Annotated in this window: 15 protein-coding genes, 1 pseudogene and 1 riboswitch; of the genes and pseudogenes, 7 read left to right on the top strand and 9 right to left on the bottom strand. The window is 47.4% G+C overall.

The features are described from left to right. Positions 1–195: 195 nt before the first annotated feature. A complete protein-coding gene (locus KVT36_RS16675; protein ID WP_217604611.1) occupies positions 196–603 on the top strand; it encodes an OsmC family protein in 408 nt (135 codons plus the stop codon). Positions 604–753: 150 nt separating this feature from the next. Here KVT36_RS16675 and KVT36_RS16670 read toward each other — a convergent pair whose 3' ends face one another. Continuing rightward, the gene (locus tag KVT36_RS16670; RefSeq protein ID WP_217604610.1) at positions 754–2052 is read right to left on the bottom strand and encodes a DUF2851 family protein; all 1299 of its coding nucleotides are present in this window, start codon (positions 2050–2052) and stop codon (positions 754–756) included. A gap of 138 nt (positions 2053–2190) precedes the next feature. After that, positions 2191–2309, top strand: a riboswitch (SAM riboswitch). A 118-nt stretch (positions 2310–2427) separates the two neighbouring features. Here KVT36_RS16670 and KVT36_RS16665 point away from each other — a divergent pair. Continuing rightward, the gene (locus KVT36_RS16665; protein WP_217604609.1) at positions 2428–3606 is read left to right on the top strand and encodes a PLP-dependent aspartate aminotransferase family protein; all 1179 of its coding nucleotides are present in this window, start codon (positions 2428–2430) and stop codon (positions 3604–3606) included. A 94-nt stretch (positions 3607–3700) separates the two neighbouring features. After that, positions 3701–4882 carry a homoserine dehydrogenase gene (locus KVT36_RS16660; RefSeq protein ID WP_217604608.1) on the top strand — a complete coding sequence of 394 codons (1182 nt, stop codon included), beginning with the start codon at positions 3701–3703 and terminating at the stop codon, positions 4880–4882. A gap of 57 nt (positions 4883–4939) precedes the next feature. Here the strand turns inward: KVT36_RS16660 and KVT36_RS16655 are convergent, their stop codons facing one another. From KVT36_RS16655 to KVT36_RS16640, 4 genes are all read right to left on the bottom strand, one after another. Beyond that, positions 4940–5533 carry a nucleoside triphosphate pyrophosphatase gene (locus tag KVT36_RS16655; RefSeq protein ID WP_217604607.1) on the bottom strand — a complete coding sequence of 198 codons (594 nt, stop codon included), beginning with the start codon at positions 5531–5533 and terminating at the stop codon, positions 4940–4942. Further along, the gene (locus KVT36_RS16650) at positions 5533–6474 is read right to left on the bottom strand and encodes a geranylgeranylglycerol-phosphate geranylgeranyltransferase (protein ID WP_217604606.1); all 942 of its coding nucleotides are present in this window, start codon (positions 6472–6474) and stop codon (positions 5533–5535) included. Before KVT36_RS16650 ends, KVT36_RS16655 begins: the two co-directional genes overlap by 1 nt. 81 nt (positions 6475–6555) lie before the next feature. Further along, positions 6556–7077 carry an HAD family hydrolase gene (locus KVT36_RS16645; protein ID WP_089913683.1) on the bottom strand — a complete coding sequence of 174 codons (522 nt, stop codon included), beginning with the start codon at positions 7075–7077 and terminating at the stop codon, positions 6556–6558. Between the two features lie 151 nt (positions 7078–7228). Next, positions 7229–7999 carry a Rossmann-like and DUF2520 domain-containing protein gene (locus KVT36_RS16640; protein ID WP_217604605.1) on the bottom strand — a complete coding sequence of 257 codons (771 nt, stop codon included), beginning with the start codon at positions 7997–7999 and terminating at the stop codon, positions 7229–7231. A 227-nt stretch (positions 8000–8226) separates the two neighbouring features. Between KVT36_RS16640 and topA the strand changes: the two genes are divergently transcribed. Together topA and KVT36_RS16630 are read left to right on the top strand one after the other, a co-directional pair. After that, entirely contained in the window at positions 8227–10578 is a 2352-nt protein-coding gene (topA, locus tag KVT36_RS16635) for a type I DNA topoisomerase (RefSeq protein WP_217604604.1), read from the top strand. Positions 10579–10666: 88 nt separating this feature from the next. Then, positions 10667–11539 carry a transglutaminase-like domain-containing protein gene (locus tag KVT36_RS16630; RefSeq protein ID WP_089913692.1) on the top strand — a complete coding sequence of 291 codons (873 nt, stop codon included), beginning with the start codon at positions 10667–10669 and terminating at the stop codon, positions 11537–11539. Between the two features lie 70 nt (positions 11540–11609). Here KVT36_RS16630 and KVT36_RS16625 read toward each other — a convergent pair whose 3' ends face one another. The 3 genes from KVT36_RS16625 to KVT36_RS16615 all read right to left on the bottom strand — a co-directional run bounded on the left by KVT36_RS16625 (position 11610) and on the right by KVT36_RS16615 (position 15639). Further along, positions 11610–12128, bottom strand: coding sequence for an N-acetyltransferase (locus KVT36_RS16625; RefSeq protein ID WP_217604603.1), 519 nt, complete (start codon positions 12126–12128; stop codon positions 11610–11612). Between the two features lie 88 nt (positions 12129–12216). Then, on the bottom strand, positions 12217–14349 hold the full coding sequence (locus KVT36_RS16620; protein WP_217604602.1) for a carboxy terminal-processing peptidase: 2133 nt from the start codon (positions 14347–14349) through the stop codon (positions 12217–12219). An 84-nt stretch (positions 14350–14433) separates the two neighbouring features. After that, positions 14434–15639, bottom strand: a complete 1206-nt coding sequence (locus KVT36_RS16615; RefSeq protein ID WP_217604601.1) for a sorbosone dehydrogenase family protein — start codon at positions 15637–15639, stop codon at positions 14434–14436. A 211-nt stretch (positions 15640–15850) separates the two neighbouring features. Here KVT36_RS16615 and KVT36_RS16610 point away from each other — a divergent pair, with 211 nt between their 5' ends. Continuing rightward, positions 15851–17107 carry an MFS transporter gene (locus KVT36_RS16610; RefSeq protein ID WP_217604600.1) on the top strand — a complete coding sequence of 419 codons (1257 nt, stop codon included), beginning with the start codon at positions 15851–15853 and terminating at the stop codon, positions 17105–17107. A 126-nt stretch (positions 17108–17233) separates the two neighbouring features. On the opposite strand, the gene KVT36_RS16605 is transcribed toward KVT36_RS16610, so the two are convergent. Continuing rightward, entirely contained in the window at positions 17234–17725 is a 492-nt protein-coding gene (locus KVT36_RS16605) for a YkgJ family cysteine cluster protein (RefSeq protein WP_217604599.1), read from the bottom strand. Positions 17726–18079: 354 nt separating this feature from the next. Here KVT36_RS16605 and KVT36_RS16600 point away from each other — a divergent pair. After that, positions 18080–19030: pseudogene (locus KVT36_RS16600) on the top strand (glycine dehydrogenase (aminomethyl-transferring)); the annotation flags it as partial.

The following is a 19030-nucleotide window of genomic DNA, read 5'->3' as shown; positions in this document are numbered from 1 at the left end:
TGGGCTATTTGTATCAAATGTAATGAAAATCCCAAACTCTCCTCTTCAAACGCCTCCTATAATAAACGCCGGTTTTCATTTATTGTTACAAACTTACCCGATTTTCTGTGCATATATAAATTGGCCTGGTCCATTATAAAAAATGCTTTTACTTTACATTTTAATTAAACCAGCAGCCAATAAAACTCTTATCATATGCAAACCTCCAAGATCGTATATAACGGCGAATTACGGACTTCCGCCACACACCTGCAAAGCAGCACTACCATAGAAACAGACGCCCCGGTAGACAATAACGGCAAGGGGGAACGTTTTTCCCCAACTGACCTGGTAGCTACTGCCCTGGGATCCTGCATGCTTACTATTATGGGTATTAAGGCCCGCGAAAATGGCTGGTCGATAGAAGGCACCCAGGTAGGTATACAAAAGATCATGGGCACAGAGCCCCGCCGTATTACCGGCGTAAAGGTGGTGTTTGACTTTCCGCCCAACCATACTTTAGGTGATAAGGAAAAGACTGTTCTGGAAAGAGCGGCCCTTACCTGCCCGGTAGCTAAAAGCGTACACCCGGATATATTACAGGATGTAACTTTTAACTGGTAATTGTTAGTGTGCTGGTATGCTAATGTGCTGGTTTTTGTTGAAATACATTCACACAATCACCAACCATATATCACTATCACTCATCAACAAAGACCAACACATTAGCACGAGCACATTCATTTGCATATCTGCACATCTTCCATCTGCACATCAGATTATTCCCTGCCGCAGCAGCTTAGCTCCTATTGCGCATTCCAGGCAGCGCTTTTTATCACAGTAGTTTTGCTTTAGCTGTAACAGCGCCTGGGAATCCAGCGCACTTTTTTGGCAAACGCCAATATCATCCCAGCCCTGGGTAATGCGGTTTTCTTCTGCAGGCAGCTGTTCTATCAGGTCTAATGCACGGTCCTGGTAATAGCTCAATCCTTTCTCACGGCCATAAAGGAATAACAGGGGCAGTATAGTATTGATCAATATATTATGTACGGCCAGCTTGCCGGGGCAATAAGTTTGCGTAAGCGGCCCATCCAAATGATAATGTTCATGCCAATAGGGAGAGAGCTGTATGGAAAACAGCTGCTCAAACCCGGTAATAGTTTCCGTTTCCAGTATTTTAGAGAACAGGTGAGGCGTTTTATGCAGCAAAACCGCCAGGGAAGCTATACGTAAGGTAGGGAATGAGGCAGGGCGCATGCGCAGCCATTTCCACAAATGTGTGGGTATAGGCTGCAGCTTATATTTATGCCGCAGGTAATTATATTCCTGTTGCAGTTCCAGCGGATATTCATCTTCAAAGGCTTCCTGCAGCATACCGGCCTGGCCAAATAACAAAGCCTCCAGCTGTAAAAGGCTGGGCCGGTGCCTGGTCAGCAAATTATGGGGTAAGCTTTGCGCCAGCTGTAAGAACGCCGGTGCATTTACCGGCACGCCAAAACTTTGGGCAATGGCCCGGTAACAAACTTCTTCCCAGTTATATTTAGTTTGCAGCAGCCAGGTATGCAGGGTAGTGGTTTTACGCTCCCAGCGTTCTATCAGTAAGCGCTCTTTCCAGTTATGCCAGATCAGGTCCGGCACCTCACTGGCACTGTATTCACAGGGTACAAACACGGATGCTTGCCGGAAATCCTCATAACGGCTCAGCAACATTTTTGGAATTTGCTGCTCCAGGGCTATACAGGGGGGCATATGATCCGTATCATAAACATCTACATCATGCTCAAATACCACATGCAGGATCACATTGCTGTACTGCTGGTTGTGCTGGTGCCCGTGGCGGTACCAGTCAGATGTGCGCACATGCAGCTCCACATTGCCGGCCCACAGGGTATTACCGATCTTTATTTTAGCTGCCGTAAAATCAGGCCCTGCATCATGGTTATGCACGCCGGTATACTGCACCTCTACCGGAACCCCATCAATCGTTGTTAAACCGGTAGTATTAAATAAACGGCATTTCCAGATATGCTGAAAAAGATCTTCGGTTAATAAAGGGCTAACGCTTGCGATCATTGGTTTTGGTGTTTAAAGGTCAACAATAAAAGCACTCTCTTTGCTAAAATTATTAGCAATATACATCCCTCCCTCCGGTTTTCCAAATTTGGAAAATTCATAAAAGTACTATTACCTTTGCACCCAGTTCTTAAACATCACTTATCCAGAAAGGCGGAGGGACTTGGCCCTGCGATGCCTTAGCAACCAATTCTGCTGTTACCAGCAGAAAAAAGGTGCTAATTCCTGCCCCGGTACATACCGGGGAAAGATAAGTTGGCAGAGGTAATTCTTCCCGCATAATATTTAAAAGGGGCTCTTCCAACTACAGGAAGAGCCCTTTTTTATTTCCACCCCTTTCCGGATAACACCATTAAAAAGAACTTTTTTATTTGCATGAAAACAGCCACTCAACTCATTCATAGCATCCCGGTAGATGAGCTCACAGGCGCCATCTCTGTGCCCATCTATCAAACCTCCACCTTTGTGCAGGAATCGCCCGGCATTAATAAAGGTTTTGAGTTTTCCCGTGCCAACAACCCCACCCGCAAAGTATTGGAAAACCTCATCTGCACCCTGGAAGAAGGCTATGCAGGTTTTGCCTTTGCCAGCGGTATGGCAGCCATAGATGCGGTGTTAAAGCTGTTAAAGACCGGCGACGAAATACTGGCGGTAGAAGATACCTACGGCGGCATTTTCCAGATGTTCAACCACATGATTGAGCGTTTTGGCATTAAAGTGAACTTTACAGATACCAGCAACATTGATAACGTAACGGCCGCCATTACGCCCAAAACAAAGTTCATATGGCTGGAATCACCCACCAACCCTACGTTGAAGATCTCCGACATTAAATCCATCAGCAAAATAGCCAAGCAGCATAACACCCTGCTGGTAGTAGATAATACCCTGTGTACGCCCTTGTTGCAGCAGCCCATACCAATGGGGGCCGACATTGTAATACACAGCGCCACCAAATACCTGGCCGGCCATACGGATGTAATTGCAGGCCTGGTAGTGGTGAACAACAAATCACTGGCCGACCAGCTGCGTTTTAACCAGAACATTTCCGGTAGCATCCTGAGCCCGTTTGAAGCCTGGCTTACCATACGGGGTATTGAAACCCTGTACCTGCGCCTGGAAAAACAGTGCAGCAATGCACAGTCCATAGCCAGCTGGCTGGCTACCCACCCGGCGATAGATAAAGTATTTTACCCGGGCCTGGCCACCCACAAGAACCATCACATAGCCCGCAAGCAGCAAAAGCTGTATGGCGGCCTGGTGAGCTTTTCCCTTAAAAGCGACAATATCAAAAACGCCATCCGTATTGTAAATGCAACGCGCCTGTTTAAGCTGGCAGAAAGTTTTGGCGGCGTAAAAAGTATGCTGGATCACCCGGCTACCATGACGCACCGTAACATACCGGAAGACTTCCGTAAGCGTGCCGGCCTGCAGGATAGCTGCATACGCCTGTCTGTAGGTATTGAAGATGCAGATGACCTGATCAGCGACCTGAAACAGGCTTTAGATAAATTAAACCAACCATCTGGCAAACAAACCACCGTTTTACAATAGCAAGCTAAACGCCGAACGCTTAACGCAAAACGCCTTTAAGCATGGCAGGAAGCGTTCAGCATTAAGCGTTAAGCACTAAGCATTAAATTAAATTATGGAAAGTAAGATCATTAACCTTGGCATTTTCGGATTTGGATGCGTAGGACAGGGACTTTACGAAGTATTGAACAGAACAAAAGGCATTAATGCCCGCATCAAAAAAATATGCATTAAAGACCCTAACAAAGCTCGTCCTATAGACATGAGCTATTTCACCACGGACAAGAACGAGATACTGGAAGACCCTACCATTGATGTAGTGGTAGAGCTGATCAACGAAACAGAAGCAGCTTTTGAGATCGTAAGCACCGCCCTGCGTAATGGCAAAGCCGTAGTAAGCGCCAGCAAACGTATGATTGCGGAAAACCTGCCCGCTCTGTACCAGCTGCAGGTAGAGAACAGGGTACCCTTCCTGTATGAAGCTTCCAGCTGCGCCAGTATTCCCATTATCCGCAACCTGGAAGAGTATTATGACAATGATCTGCTGAATGCAGTAGAAGGCATCTGCAACGGATCCACCAACTATATACTCACCAAAATATTTGAAGAAGGCCTGAGCTTTGAAACCGCCCTGCAACAGGCGCAGGAGCTGGGTTTTGCAGAAACGGATCCTACGCTGGACATTGAAGGTTATGACCCCAAGTTTAAAATAGTGATCCTGCTGCTGCATGCTTTTGGCACCTTTGTAAAACCGGAAGAAGTATTCAACTTCGGCATTCATCACCTCAATGATTTTGATATACAGTTTGCCCGCCAGCGCGACTCCACCATCAAGCTCATTGGTAACTGCCGCCGGCAGAACGGGCATGTAAATGCTTATGTGCTGCCACACCTTATTAAAGAGCATAACCTGCTGTATGATGTATACAACGAGTATAACGGTATTTTGCTGGAAAGCGCGTTTACAGATAAGCAGTTCTTTGTAGGCAAGGGCGCAGGTGGTACAGCCACCGGCAGCGCAGTGCTGTCTGATATTTCAGCGCTGCTGTATAACTACCGCTACGAGTATAAAAAGATCAAGCAAAACAACCAGCCCACCTTTACAAACGATGTGCAGCTGAAAGTATACCTGCGTTATAAAACACCTGACCAGGTAGACCTGACCGCGTTCTACAACATTTCAGAGAAATACGAATCCCCTACCTACCGCTATGTAGTAGGCATTATTAACCTGCAAAAGTTGAAAGAAAATAACTGGCTGAGGAATAAAGATGTGAACTTACTGGTGCTGGAATAAGTATCCACGGTTCACAGTCCGCGGTCCACGGCCTTTTAGGCGGTGGACCGTTTTTTATTATTGCACTGCTGCTGCTGTTGCCAACCGTGTTAGCTGCTCTACTACCTTGCTTACCGGCAGCCCCATTACATTGTAAAAGCAGCCGTTAATACGGTCAATGCCCACAGCGCCTATCCAGTCCTGCACCCCATAGGCGCCGGCTTTATCATAGGGTTTGTAATGATCTATATAATAAATGATCTGTTCCTGTGTAAGGGGTTTAAAATGCACTTCTGTAATATCTACAAAACTAACCTCATGGGCAGGGCCCTGTTTAATAACTACACCCGTCATTACCTGGTGAATGCGGCCGCTCAGGGTAGTAAGAATGTTAACAGCATCTTCCCGGTCCTTGGGTTTGCCAATAATAGTATCATCCAGCACTACTACGGTATCTGCCGCAATTATAATATCATTACTATCGCACAGCACCGTTACGGCAGCTGCCTTTTGGCGGGCTATATGTACGGGCACATCCGGTATATGCATATCCGGCGGAAAAGTTTCCGCTGTTTCCACCACCTTCACTTCAAAAGGAATGCCTGCCTGCTCCAGCAATTGCTTACGCCGGGGCGATTGCGATGCCAATACCACACGTTGTCCCTTATACATTAATGATAGATTTTAAAGAATATCATGGATAAAATGCCGCTAAGCATTACCCATTTTATGAGCGAGCTTACTTTATGATAATGTTCCGTCAAATGCGCCTTCTTTAATAGGAACCATATATAAATAGCAGGCGCCTGCACCAGCAGCAGCAAATAGGCAATGGCCAGGTACCAGCCGGGTATAGCTACCCTGATCTCCACCAGCAGCAGCAATACCTGCAATACCAGCAGCAGGCCATAACATAAGCGCTTGGCCGGCAGCACACCCCATACAATAGGAATAGTACGGCAGCCGTCTTTACTGTCGCCGATCATATCTTCCAGGTCTTTCACCACTTCCCGTATCATAGATATTACAAAGGCAAAGGTTGCATATACACCAATGATCTGTATCAGCTTACGCCCGGCCGTAGACATAATGGCTTCCAGGCTTTCGTAGATCTGCTTTTCATAAAAGCCCACCACCACTACAGACAGGGCCGTTAATAAAGAGATCACCACATTGCCTATCAGCACCTGCCGTTTAAAAGAGGTGGAGTAAAACCATAATAAAAGGGAGCACAGCACCTGGGTAAAGCCCAGGTAGATCTGCCCTATTTTCCAGGCCACTATAAACCCGATGGATACGCCGGCCATATTAAACAGGGTATGCCAGGCCATGGCCCAGCGGCGGCTGATGATCTTGTCCAGCACCATTTTATCCGGCTTATTAACGATATCTATATTAATATCAAAATAATCGTTAATAATGTAACCACCGGCAGCTACCAGCACCGTGGAAATACATAATAGCACAAAACATAGCACAGAAAGAGAAGGGCGTTCCCCGCTGTTTGCCAGTACCGGCGCTACTACGCAGAATTGCAGTAAAAACTGCGTTAACCCGATATAGATCAGGTTGGGGTAGCGTATCAGCTTTAAAAATGCAGCCAGTAGTTTCATAAAAGTTCTTCACAATTTGAATATATAGTTGCAATTGGTTGTAGCTGGCAATATAAAGTATTTCCAAACTGGCAACTGTAACTATTTCGACGCGATGGTTTCATCAATTTCCCAATGCCCGTTCAGCTTCAATACCTTTTCCAGTATATCCCGCACACAGCCGTTGCCGCCATTAAGAGGTGATATATAACGGCAAATGCCTTTGATCTCCGGCACCGCATCAGCCGGGCACACTGCCAGCCCTACCATTTGCATACAGCGGTAGTCCGGTATATCATCCCCCATATATAACATTTCTTCCCAGCGCAGGTCATGTTCTATTACATAATCCTGCAGGCGTTCTTCTTTATGGGTAACGTTGAGGTATATATCTTTTATACCCAGCCCCTGCAGGCGGCTCACCGTGCTTTCAGACCTGCCGCCGGAAATGATCACGATCCGGTAGCCTTTTTTCACAGCCAGCTGCAGCGCATAACCATCCTTTACACTCATTTTCCGGGACATTTCCCCACCGGGCAGCAATTGCACCGTACCGTCTGTAAGCACACCGTCCACATCCAATACAAACGTGGTGATAGGCTTGAAAAGTGATAAAACGTTCATTCTTTGATTTAATGATTGGAAGCGGGAAATCAGTGTGTCTTTTTAATGATACCTGGGTAACCTGTAGTGCGCGCGTGACCATATTATATATATGGTGTGGCATTCGCGTAATACAGGTTACTCAGCAGATCGCAAAAATATGTTTTATTGGCTAAAGTTTATTTGCCTGGAATTGGTAAATACTGTCTGACAGTACTTTGTAAAGCTGCTGGAACAGGGCATCATTACCCAATAGCTGCTGGTGCAGCTGCATGGTAGCTGTATCGCCCCGCATAGCCGGCCCTGTTTGCACCGCCTCCGGCGGATATTTATCCAGGCGCTCAAAAGTTTCCCTTATAATAGGCTGCAGGAGGCTAAAATCAAGCCCCTCCTGCTCACAATATACCTTTGCCCGGGCAATCAGGTGGTTGGTAAAGTTATTACACAGCACCGCAGCCAGGTGTAATTGCAGACGCTGGTGCGAGTCTACGATCTCTATGCGGGAAGCAATGCTTTGCGCAAGGGACTGTAAACGGCGCAGGGTCTCATCATTACCGGCCTCCAGCATAATTGGAATGGGTGGCGGGGTCTTAATTTCCTTCCGCAGGGATTGCAGCGGATATAATACCCCTGTGTGGGTGGATATACGGCTAATAGCATCCAGAGGTACGGCCCCTGCCGTGTGCGCTACTATGCGCCGGCCCAGGCGCAGCTCATCATTCAACGCCGGTATGGCCGTATCATTTACCGCCAGTATATACACATCCGCCTCCATATAAATATCCAGTAGATCGTTGGTAGCAGGCGCATGTAATACCTCGCCCAGCTCTTTAGCGCTCTCTGCGCTGCGACTGATGACTTGCTTGATCTGGTGCCCGTTGATCTTTAATAATTGTCCGAAAGCATGTGCTACATTACCGGCACCTATAATTACAATCTCCATAGAATTGGTCCTTTTTATCCGTTTTTAATCTTCTGCGACGCCGAATATATGAATATACGGCCATATGTAACCTTCCCCTTGCCATTATTCACATTAAAACAACCTATAACGCAATAAAACAAAGCCTTATTTTTTATTTTCACCCTTAATTTCTATACTTGCAAAAATCGTATTGTTATTTTTTATATTAAATTTTGCATATTTAGCTCGCAATAAAGAAGGCATTCATGGCAAAAAATCTAGTTATAGTTGAGTCCCCGGCCAAGGCTAAGACCATAGAAAAGATATTAGGAAGTGACTTTGAGGTAAAATCTTGTTTTGGTCACATACGCGACCTGGAAAAGGACGATATGGGTATCGACATTAATAATAACTTCAAACCTAAATATGCTGTTCCCGAAGATAAGGAAAAGATAGTGAAGGAGTTAAAGAAGTTAGCCAAGGATACCGACGAAGTATGGCTGGCAACGGATGAGGACCGTGAGGGGGAGGCCATATCCTGGCATTTATGTGAGGTATTGGGGCTGGACCCCCAGACCACCAAACGCATAGTTTTCCATGAAATTACCAAACCTGCCATAGAAAGGGCCGTACAACAGCCCCGTTTGCTGGATATGAACCTGGTGAATGCCCAGCAGGCCCGCCGTATACTGGACCGTATTGTGGGTTTTGAGCTGTCTCCGGTGCTATGGCGCAAAATGAGCATGCGCAACTCCCTCTCTGCCGGCCGCGTACAATCAGTAGCCGTAAGGCTCATTGTAGAGCGGGAGCGGGAGATCAATACCTTTAACTCAGTAAGCAGCTTTAGGGTAGAAGCCTTTTTTACCGCTAAGGATAACCAGGGTAGATCCCTGAGCTTTAAGGCCGAAGGCCCTTCCCGGTTTAAAACGGCGGAAGATGCGGAAAAATTCCTGCAACAGTGCATAGGCGCTACCTATACGGTAAAGGATATACAGGTAAAACCGGCCAAAAAATCGCCGGCAGCGCCTTTTACCACTTCCACCCTGCAGCAGGAGGCCAGCCGTAAGCTGGGCTACAGCGTTTCCAAAACCATGCTGCTGGCCCAAAAATTGTACGAAAGCGGTAAGATCACGTACATGCGTACGGATTCCGTAAACCTGTCCGATACCGCACTTACTGATATTAAACAAGCCATTGAAAAGAGCTATGGCCAGCGTTACCACCAGCACCGTAAGTTCAAGAACAAGAACGAATCGGCCCAGGAAGCGCACGAAGCCATCCGTCCTACCTACATGGACAATGCTACTATTGATGATAGCGATACCCGCCGTTTATATGAGCTGATCTGGAAGCGTACCATTGCCAGCCAGATGGCCGATGCAGAACTGGAAAAAACCATCGCTAAAATTGATATTTCCACCAATCACGAGGAGCTGACAGCCAGCGGTGAAGTGCTGAAATTTGACGGCTTCCTGAAAATATATATGGAAGGCCGCGATGATGAAGATTCGGATGAAGAAGACCAGGAAGGCGTGCTGCCTCCCCTGGCAGTAAAACAGGTGGTGGACCTGAAAGAAATGAAGGCTACCGAACGTTTTACCCGCCCGGCCCCCCGTTATACGGAAGCCAGCCTGGTAAAAAAGCTGGAGGAGCTGGGCATAGGCCGCCCCTCTACCTACGCGCCTACCATTACCACCATCCAGAAACGGAGTTATGTGGAAAAGCGCGATAAAGAAGGGATAAAACGTGAGTTCCGTATCATGACGCTGAAAGCGGATAATATCACTAAAACCGCCGATACAGAAAATACCGGCGCAGAAAAGTCTAAACTGTTCCCTACAGATCTGGGCATGATCGTTACCGACTTCCTGAACCAGTACTTTGATTCTGTAATGGACTATGGCTTTACCGCCAAAATTGAAGAGGAGTTTGATGAAATAGCCAACGGCAAAAAGGTTTGGAACAAAATGCTCAACGAGTTCTATGAGCCCTTTCACCAGGATGTAGCCAATACCCTGGAAAAGGCAGAACGGGTGAAGGGTGAGCGTTTACTGGGCGAGGATCCTGAATCCGGCAAGCCTGTAGTAGCCCGCATGGGACGCTATGGCCCCATGATACAGATAGGCAAGGCTGAAGATGAGGAAAAGCCCCGTTTTGCCAAGCTGAAAGCCACCCAAAGCATTGAAACCATTAGTATGGCAGATGCCATGGAGCTGTTCCGCCTGCCCCGTAACCTGGGCATGTTTGAAGGCCAGGAAGTAACGGTGAACATAGGCCGCTTTGGCCCCTATGCACAGCACGATAAGAAGTTCTACTCCCTTAAAAAGGAAATGGACCCTTACACCGTAGAGCTGGAAGAAATAGGGCCCCTGATCGTGGAAAAACGTACTGCCAAAGACGAACGTACGATCAAGGTATTTGAAAAAGAAAAGATCCAGATCTTAAAAGGCCCTTACGGCCCATATATAAAGCAAGGGTTGAAGAACTATAAGATACCGAAGGAAAGGATTGATCACGCTGCGGATATTACCGTGGAAGAAGCCAAAGCCATTATTGAAGATGTAAAGGCCAACCCACCCAAGAAAAAGGCACCGCCTAGAAAGAAGAAGACTGAATAATTTGCAGATGTGCAAATATATGCTGTTGCAATACTTTCCGCCACATCAGCACATTAGCATATCAGCACATTAGCACATTGTGACGCGTATGAATGAAACAAAAGAAATTAATGCTCTGTTCCATTTGCTGGACGACCCGGATCAGGAAGTATTTGATACCGTAGCCAGTAAAATATTGCTGTTTGGGAAAGAAATCATACCCAACCTGGAGAATTTGTGGGAGAATACAATTGATGAATCTATCCAGGAACGGATAGAACAGCTTATACACCGCGTACATTACCAGGACCTGCAGATAGCTATACAACACTGGACCCGCGCAGAAACACCGGACCTGCTGCAGGGCGCCATGCTGGTAGCCCGCTACCAGTTCCCGGATATGCAGCCCAACCCGGTAATGACAGAGATTGAGCGCATTAAACGCAACATCTGGTTAGAGCTGAACAACTATCTTACCCCGCTGGAGCAGATCAATGTGCTCAACAGCATGATCTATAACTACTTTGGGCTAAAGGGCGAGGAAGTGGCTTACATGCGTAAGAACCAGTTCTTCATTAACCAGGTAATGGAAGCCAAAAGGGGTAACCCCATCACTAACGGCATTATTTACCAAAGCCTGTGCGCCATGCTGGACCTGCCGGTATATGCCGTAAACATTCCCCGGCAATTCATACTGGCTTACTTTGATTCCTTTTACGATTTTGCGGAACCGCCCAAACCGGATGATTACCGCATCCTGTTCTTCATAGATCCCATGCAGGGGCAGATCTACTCCCACCAGGATGTAGAAACCTACCTGAAAAGGGTATCTGTACCGCCGGTGCCGGCCTACTACCGCCCGCAATCCAATAAACAGATCATCCGTTTTTTGCTGGAGGAGCTGGCCAAATGTTTCCAGGAAGATAAAGAACGGTACAGGTATGATGAGCTGGTGAACCTGATCAATATGCTGGCGGATTAACGCTGAATGCTAAAGCTTAACGCCAAACGCTGATTGGTGCATATAACAATGCCGCAATCAGCGTTTGTGTTTATAAACGTTTCCAGTAAATAATAGTACCGGTAAGCCCGCCGTGTGGCTTTAATGCAAAATCCGGGATAACCCCGGTCCGCTGGTACCCCATTTTATCATACAGCCCTGCCGCACCTTCATCTTCCGCAGTATCCAGCGTAAGCAGGGTTTTACCTTGTTCAACAGCAATACGCTCTGCCGCCTGCAGCAGCATACGGGCCGCACCCTGGCCGCGGTATTCCACGCGGGTCATCATTTTGGCTATTTCTGCGCGGTGTGGCTGGTTGGGCGGGCAATCCAGCAACAAGGTTACAGTACTGATCAGCAGGCTGCCCTCATAGGCGCCCAGTATTACCCGTTCTCCACGGCCGGCAGCTGCCAGTGAGGCCTCCCAGAAGGCGGTAGCTTTTTCAGGCGCTAAGGGGTGCATAAAACTAATGGAGCCGCCATTGGCAACCGTGTCAATGATCAGGTTTGCCAGGGCGGCAATAGTTGCCGGCTGGCTGCTAAGGGTGGCAATAGTGAATTTGGCATTCATATACACTGGTGGTTGATAATATAAAAAGCAAAACGCCGATCCCTTCGTGGTGATCAGCGTTCTGCATTATATGTTTTGCATTAAGCTTTTAATTGCTTTCCTGTTTTCCTTTCATTTTGGGATAAGACATTACGATCAGGTCATTCATCACATTCACAGCCTCATCCAGGTAAGGATCTTTTGCGCGGAATTTTAACCAATCCTTATTACGGGCCACTTTGCCGGTATCATTACCCAGCTTGTCGAGGTCTGTTTTCAGGCTGGCAATATTCAGCTCCTTCACCTTATCATTTACAGAATCATATTTCTTCAATGCTGCGGTATTGTTCTTTTGTTCGGTCTTATACGTTTGCATATTCAGCGGGTAAGATTCCTGTTTGTCTATGCTCTTAATGGCGCTGATATTTTCCGTCATGGTCTTAAATGCTTCGCTGCTGCCTACCCGTTGTTCGCTTTTCTTTTTCAGCGCTTCTACATTCACGGGATCGTACCAGGTGGTGTAGTTAGCTTTGGGTATTTCATCCCAGGCCAGCGCATCTTCATCTTTCTTCTCCCCTACTTCAGCATACGGATCGGGTAATACAATGTCAGAGCTCACACCTCTTAACTGGGTAGATCCACCGTTTGCACGGTAAAACTTCTGCACAGTAAGTTTCAAAGCGCCCAGCGCGCCAATTTCAGGCTTGCTGGGGAAAAAGTCGTCCAGGTTATACATGCGCTGCACGGTGCCTTTACCAAAGGTAGATCCGCTGCCTATGATCACTGCACGTTTATAATCCTGCATGGCTGCTGCCATAATTTCGGAGGCAGAGGCGCTGTATTCGTTTACCATAATAGCCAGCGGGCCATCATACTGTACATTCTTATCACGATCAGGCAGTACAACCTTATCACCACCGCGGGAGCGTACCTGTACTATGGGGCCATCCGGAATAAACAGGCCGGCCATTTGTACCACATCCTGCAGGGAACCGCCGCCATTATAGCGCAGATCCAGGATAATGCCTTCTACATTTTCCGCTTTCAGCTTCTGTACTTCCTTAGCTACATCTACTGCAGAACGTGCGCCGTTCCTGTCCTGGAAGTCAGCGTAAAATTCCGGTAAGTAAATGTATCCTATTTTATGCTGGCCATTGATAATGGCAGATTTTGCAAAGGTGTCATCCAGCACGATCTCATCCCGCACAATGGCTATTTCTTTTACCGTACCATCGGTACTTTTTACGGTCAGCTTAACGGTAGATCCTTTAGCCCCGCGGATGATCTTTACGGCATCTTCTACGGTATAACCGGTAATGTCTATCGGCTCCTTATCGCCCTGCGCTACTTTCAGGATCACATCATTTGCTTTCAGCTGGCCTTGTTTCCAGCTGGGGCTGCCGGTTACTACGCTCGCGATCTTGATCTTATCATCTTCTTCCCTCAGCTGAGCGCCAATGCCAAAGAACTTACCGGCCATCTGCTCTTCAAAATACCTTTTCTCTGCAGGCGGCATAAAGTCCGTGTGCGGGTCCATGGTAGTGGTAATGGCATTTACATACAGGCTAAAGCGGTCGTTATCATCCTGTTTGTTCTTCAGGCGGTCAAAATAACGGTCGTACAGCTGTTTTACCTTGGCCCGGGCTTCTACTTCCAGCTCTGCGTCGGTTTTGGGTTTAGCGTCCGGTTTGGATTTATCTTTTGCCTGCATTTCCTGCAGATCGGTTAATTTTTCCAGGGTGCGGTATTTCAGCACTTTGCGCCACGCTTCTTTGCGGGCTGCTTCATCAGCCGGGTAATCTATTTTGTCGGGGTCCAACACTACTTTTTCATCTTTGGTAAAATCAAAAGGCTGGGACAGAATGGCCGGGTATAACAAAGCGGCTTCGCTTACCCGTTGTTTAATGATGGCATTTACGCTGTTAAAGCAATCCAGCGGAGCGCCCTGCAGCTCGTCATCAACGTGGGTTGATAAAGTGCTCAGCTTCTGTATATCACTTTTCAGGAGGAACTTCTTTTCACTGTCCAGGTCTTTCAAATACTTGGTAAATACCTCTTTAGAAAATGCATCGTCCAGTGCTTTGGGCTGGTAATGGCCCTCTTTTAATATTTGCCCTACCAGGTTCATGATAATCTCATACCGCCCGGGAGGATCGTCTGTTTTGCCTAACTTATTGAAAGCCAGTACGCCGCCGGAGATAACTATTAGCAACACCGGAATAATCACTTTCATTCTTCTCATATGGAACAATTGAACTTTATCAAATTTAAACTAAAATTGGCTCCCGTCAGAGCGGGTTAGCGTTGGTTTAACAAAACATTACCGCTAAAATCCTACCAATTTATACACGGATCCTTTAAAACCTTCACTTGTAGAAGAACTGCAAAGCATATATAGCTCACCTGCTTCATCTTCGCCCCAACTTAATATTTGTAAGCCTTCGGCGGGGCGCCCTTCCAGCTCCAGGTCGGCCCGTTCCCATTTACTGCCATTTTGTACCAGCACCCAGGATTTACCGTTATAATCGCCAAATACATAGTTGCCTTTCAGGGCCGGCAGGGCCTTTCCACGGTACACATACCCGCCTGTAACACTAATCCCCAGGTCGTGGCTATATTCATCAATAGGGGCTATCAGCTTACTCTTATCTGCGCCAGCCGGTACGTTAAAATCATGATAACCTTCTATAATACGCCAGCCGTAATTACCACCTTTGGTAATAACATCCACTTCCTCATACTTGTTCTGTCCCACATCGCCGGCAAACAGCCGTTTGGTGGCTTTGTCAAAAGAAATACGCCAGGGGTTTCGCAGGCCATAGGCCCATATTTCCGGCCGTACATTTGGCTTACCTACAAAGGGATTATCTTTTGGTACATTGTACGGATTACCGTTAACGTCTATACGTAAAATTTTACCCAGCAAAGTATTCAGGTTCTGGCCATTGCCTATAGTGCCATGTTTATCGCCACCGCCGCCGCCATCGCCCAGGCCTATGTATAAATAACCATCAGGGCCAAATACCAGGTCGCCGCCATTGTGGTTGGATTCCGGCTGCTCTATTTCCATTATTACCCGCTTGCTGGCCGGGTCAGCTACATTGGGGTTACTGGCTGATACCGTAAATTCTGAAATACGGCTTTTATGGTTGCTGCCGGCCGTATTGGAAGGCACGCTGTAATACACATAAAACTTTTTGTTTTGTTTAAACCGCGGATGAAAAGCTATGCCCAGCAATCCACGTTCATCATAACCGGGGTTGATCTTCACCATTTCACTGCTTACATCCAGGAAAGGCTGTGCGGCAACTTGCCCGTTCTGTATTAACCATACTTTTCCTTCTTTCTGGCAAATGAATAAACGCCCGCTGCCATCACCCGGTACGCCCAATGCTACAGGAGAAATGAATTTATTGGTTACCAGTTGTAAACGGGCTTTACGCGCAGGAGGTTCTTTCAATAAAGGGGCAGCCTGGCAGGCAATGGAAAAGGCCAGCACAGGTACGGCCATCAATAAACGAAATGCATTCATAAACGGAGCTTCTTTACTATAAAAATAATCATCTTAAAGTGATAGCTGCTACCGTTCAACAATTATTATACTCCGTTCAGGTTATTCCCTTCCGGGTATAATACAGATACGCTGCAGCCCGCTGCTGTAGCGCATTTCCATAATTCGTTCTTAACTTTTCAGCAATTATTTTAAATTTGTATCACCTTATCACTCAATAAAACGCATCAGCTTGGACACGGCGACTCCTGCAAAGAATGATCCATATGCCTCCCTACGCATACAGGAATTTAACTTTTACCTTGTTATCCGTTTTGCAATTGTATTTGCCCTTAGCATGCAGTTCACCATTATTGAATGGAAGGTGTATGCTCTTTCCCATGATCCCTTTACATTAGGCTTAATAGGTTTGGCAGAGGTGATACCCGCCGTGCTGCTGGCTCCTTTTGCCGGCCATATGGTAGATAAGCGGGAAAAAAGGGGCATGCTGCTGGCCTGTATTATCTCTTACATTGTAATAGGCACCGGTTTGTTCCTGCTTACCTGGGACCGTGCTGTGCAGGGTTTCTCTACCCAATTGGTGCTGAACCTTATTTACGCGCTGGTGTTCCTGGGTGGTATTGTGCGGGCATTTACCAGCCCTTCCAACTTTTCTATGCTGGCGTTACTGGTACCGCGTTCATTATACGCCAATGCCTCTACGTGGAGCAGCAGCGCCTGGCAAATAGGCGGCATGACGGGTCCTGCGCTGGGCGGGCTTTTCATACACCTGTTTGGCGTGCACTGGTCTATGCTGGTGGTAGTGGCGTTTTTTATACTGTCTATGTTTTGCCTGTTGCAGATAAAGCCCAAACCCATTTACTATAAATCACAGGGCGAAGGTTTTATAGAAGGCCTTACCAAAGGCATGCGTTTTGTCTGGAATACCAAGGTAGTGCTGAACGCTATGGCGCTGGATATGTTTGCCGTATTATTTGGCGGCGCCACCGCTATGCTGCCTGCTTTTGCTACAGATGTGCTGCATGTGGGCTCACTGGAATTTGGCTTTTTGCGGGCGGCAGTGGCTGTGGGATCGCTGGTTACTATGTTCATACTGGCTTACCGGCCCCTGGTGAACAAGCCAGGCATTAAGCTGCTGGCGGCAGTTTTCGGCTTTGGGTTGTGTATTATTATTTTCGGTTTATCCACAAGCTTTTACCTGTCGTTCTTTGCGCTGCTGCTAAGCGGTATGCTGGATGGTATTAGTGTGATCATCCGTCAAACTATCCTGCAGCTGAAAACACCGGATGATATGCGGGGCCGCGTGGCTTCTGTAAGCTCTATGTTTGTAGGATCGTCCAATGAGCTGGGCGCTTTTGAAAGCGGGTTTATGGCGCGGGCGCTGGGGTTGGTGCCCTCTGTGGTGTTTGGCGGATGTGTAACCCTGGGAGTGGTGATCACTACTTACATTATTTCACCGGCTATGCGCAAGCTGGATCTGAAGGCGTAAAACTTCATGGGTTTCCCATGAGTTTCTCATGTCTTTCCCTACTAGATCCCATGTTTTTCCCTGGTCCATCCCTGGTGAAGTCCACGTCAGGCCATCCAGCTTACCTCTTAGATCCTGCTTTCCCGGTCATTTCATGATCGTCTTTAACCGTTCCAGCACATAATACACTGCCGGGCAAATGGTACTGTTCAGGAAAGTGGTATTAGGCCGTTTAAAGAAATCGTAACTATCTGTATAGGGGTAATTCTCACAATCGCCGGGACGCACGTCGTAAATGCCACAGTAATTATCTGCTCCCAGGAAAGGGCAGGGCGTTCTTTTCACTACATAATCGCCCTCTTCATCCAGGCGCAGATAGGTTTCAATGAATACGGATTCTTTCAGGCCCAGGTGTTTGGAAATGCGTTTAATATCCGGCGTTTTAAACCGGGGGCTAATGGTTTTACAGCAACCGGCGCATTGCAGGCAGTCAATATGGCTAAAAGCTTCCTCATGCAGCTCCGGCAACAGCTTTTCTACGCCCTTGCCTCTTTTGGTTTGCAGCTTTTGCAGGAATTGCTTGTTGGCCTTCTGCTTTTCTTTTGCCTTCAGCTCCCAGTTCTCTAGTAAGTGGTTCATTTGAGCGCAAAGGTAAGAAAAGTCGATGGTCCATCGTCCATTGCATAGATCATGGGAACGAGCCCTTCGGGGAATGGAGGTATTAATCCCTGCACACCTGCCTGATTACTGCATTCATTCGCAGTACCTTCACCTTGGTGTATGCCATGGACGATGGACCATCGACCGCGTAGTGACAGCGAAGCAACAAATCCATGACAATAGAACAGCTTCCAATCACTCATTTATCACCACAGTTTCCACAACCCTGCCGCCCGTTTGGCAGTTGCTTAAAATCGTTATAGCTTTGCACATTCTATTCAAACTACCTGCTTTTATATCATGAATCTTTTTGATATTCAACAAAATGAGTTCGTGTCCCGTCATATCGGGCCAAATGAATCTGAAACCAACCAGATGCTGGACACCATCGGCGTACCCTCCCTGGAAGCTTTAGTGGATAAAACCGTACCCGGTAACATCCGCATGCAGCAGCCGCTGGCTATACCGGCTTCCATGAGTGAAAGCGACTACCTGCGTCATCTGAAAGAGGTTTCACTGAAGAACAAAGTGTTCCGTAACTATATTGGCCAGGGTTATTACGATACTATTACCCCCAGCGTGATATTGCGTAACATTTTTGAGAACCCGGGATGGTATACCCCGTATACGCCTTTCCAGGCAGAAATTTCACAGGGCCGTTTGGAAAGCCTGCTGAACTTCCAGACCATGGTGAGCGACCTTACCGGCCTGCCTATTGCCAATGCTTCCCTGCTGGATGAGGCTACCGCTGCAGCAGAAGCCATGACCATGTTCTTCAACGCGCTGAACCGCGATCATGATCACCTGGCCCGTCCTAAATTTTTTGTAGATAACAACGTATTCCCGCAAACCAAAGATGTAGTGCTTACCCGCGCTACCCCATTGGATATTGAAGTGGTGTACGGCGATTATAAAACCGCCCAGCCGGATGATTCCTATTTTGGCGCCCTGCTGCAATACCCCAATGATCTGGGTGCAGTAGAAGATTACCGCGCCTTTATTGAAAAGGTACATGCTGCCGGCGCTTATGTAGCCATGGCTACAGACCTGCTGGCGCTTACCCTGCTTACCCCTCCGGGTGAGCTGGGTGCGGATGCTGCCCTGGGATCTGCCCAGCGTTTTGGCGTACCCTTAGGCTTTGGCGGCCCGCACGCTGCTTTTTTTGCTGTGAAAGATGATTTTAAACGCGCTATTCCCGGCCGTATCATTGGCGTAAGTATTGACGCCCAGGGCAACCGCGCACTGCGTATAGCCCTGCAAATCCGCGAGCAGCACAATAAACGC

The sequence above is a fragment of the Chitinophaga sp. GbtcB8 genome (assembly GCF_019091455.1).
Lineage (GTDB): Bacteria > Bacteroidota > Bacteroidia > Chitinophagales > Chitinophagaceae > Chitinophaga.
The sequence above is the reverse complement of the archived record's forward strand: the minus strand, read 5'-3'. Positions and strand labels throughout refer to the sequence as shown.

Coding starts and splice junctions, on each gene's coding strand:
- KVT36_RS16675 (WP_217604611.1), top strand. CDS start 196: ATGCAAACCTCCAAGATCGTATATAACGGCGAATTACGGACTTCCGCC.
- KVT36_RS16670 (WP_217604610.1), bottom strand. CDS start 2,052: ATGATCGCAAGCGTTAGCCCTTTATTAACCGAAGATCTTTTTCAGCAT.
- KVT36_RS16665 (WP_217604609.1), top strand. CDS start 2,428: ATGAAAACAGCCACTCAACTCATTCATAGCATCCCGGTAGATGAGCTC.
- KVT36_RS16660 (WP_217604608.1), top strand. CDS start 3,701: ATGGAAAGTAAGATCATTAACCTTGGCATTTTCGGATTTGGATGCGTA.
- KVT36_RS16655 (WP_217604607.1), bottom strand. CDS start 5,533: ATGTATAAGGGACAACGTGTGGTATTGGCATCGCAATCGCCCCGGCGT.
- KVT36_RS16650 (WP_217604606.1), bottom strand. CDS start 6,474: ATGAAACTACTGGCTGCATTTTTAAAGCTGATACGCTACCCCAACCTG.
- KVT36_RS16645 (WP_089913683.1), bottom strand. CDS start 7,077: ATGAACGTTTTATCACTTTTCAAGCCTATCACCACGTTTGTATTGGAT.
- KVT36_RS16640 (WP_217604605.1), bottom strand. CDS start 7,999: ATGGAGATTGTAATTATAGGTGCCGGTAATGTAGCACATGCTTTCGGA.
- topA (WP_217604604.1), top strand. CDS start 8,227: ATGGCAAAAAATCTAGTTATAGTTGAGTCCCCGGCCAAGGCTAAGACC.
- KVT36_RS16630 (WP_089913692.1), top strand. CDS start 10,667: ATGAATGAAACAAAAGAAATTAATGCTCTGTTCCATTTGCTGGACGAC.
- KVT36_RS16625 (WP_217604603.1), bottom strand. CDS start 12,128: ATGAATGCCAAATTCACTATTGCCACCCTTAGCAGCCAGCCGGCAACT.
- KVT36_RS16620 (WP_217604602.1), bottom strand. CDS start 14,349: ATGAGAAGAATGAAAGTGATTATTCCGGTGTTGCTAATAGTTATCTCC.
- KVT36_RS16615 (WP_217604601.1), bottom strand. CDS start 15,639: ATGAATGCATTTCGTTTATTGATGGCCGTACCTGTGCTGGCCTTTTCC.
- KVT36_RS16605 (WP_217604599.1), bottom strand. CDS start 17,725: ATGAACCACTTACTAGAGAACTGGGAGCTGAAGGCAAAAGAAAAGCAG.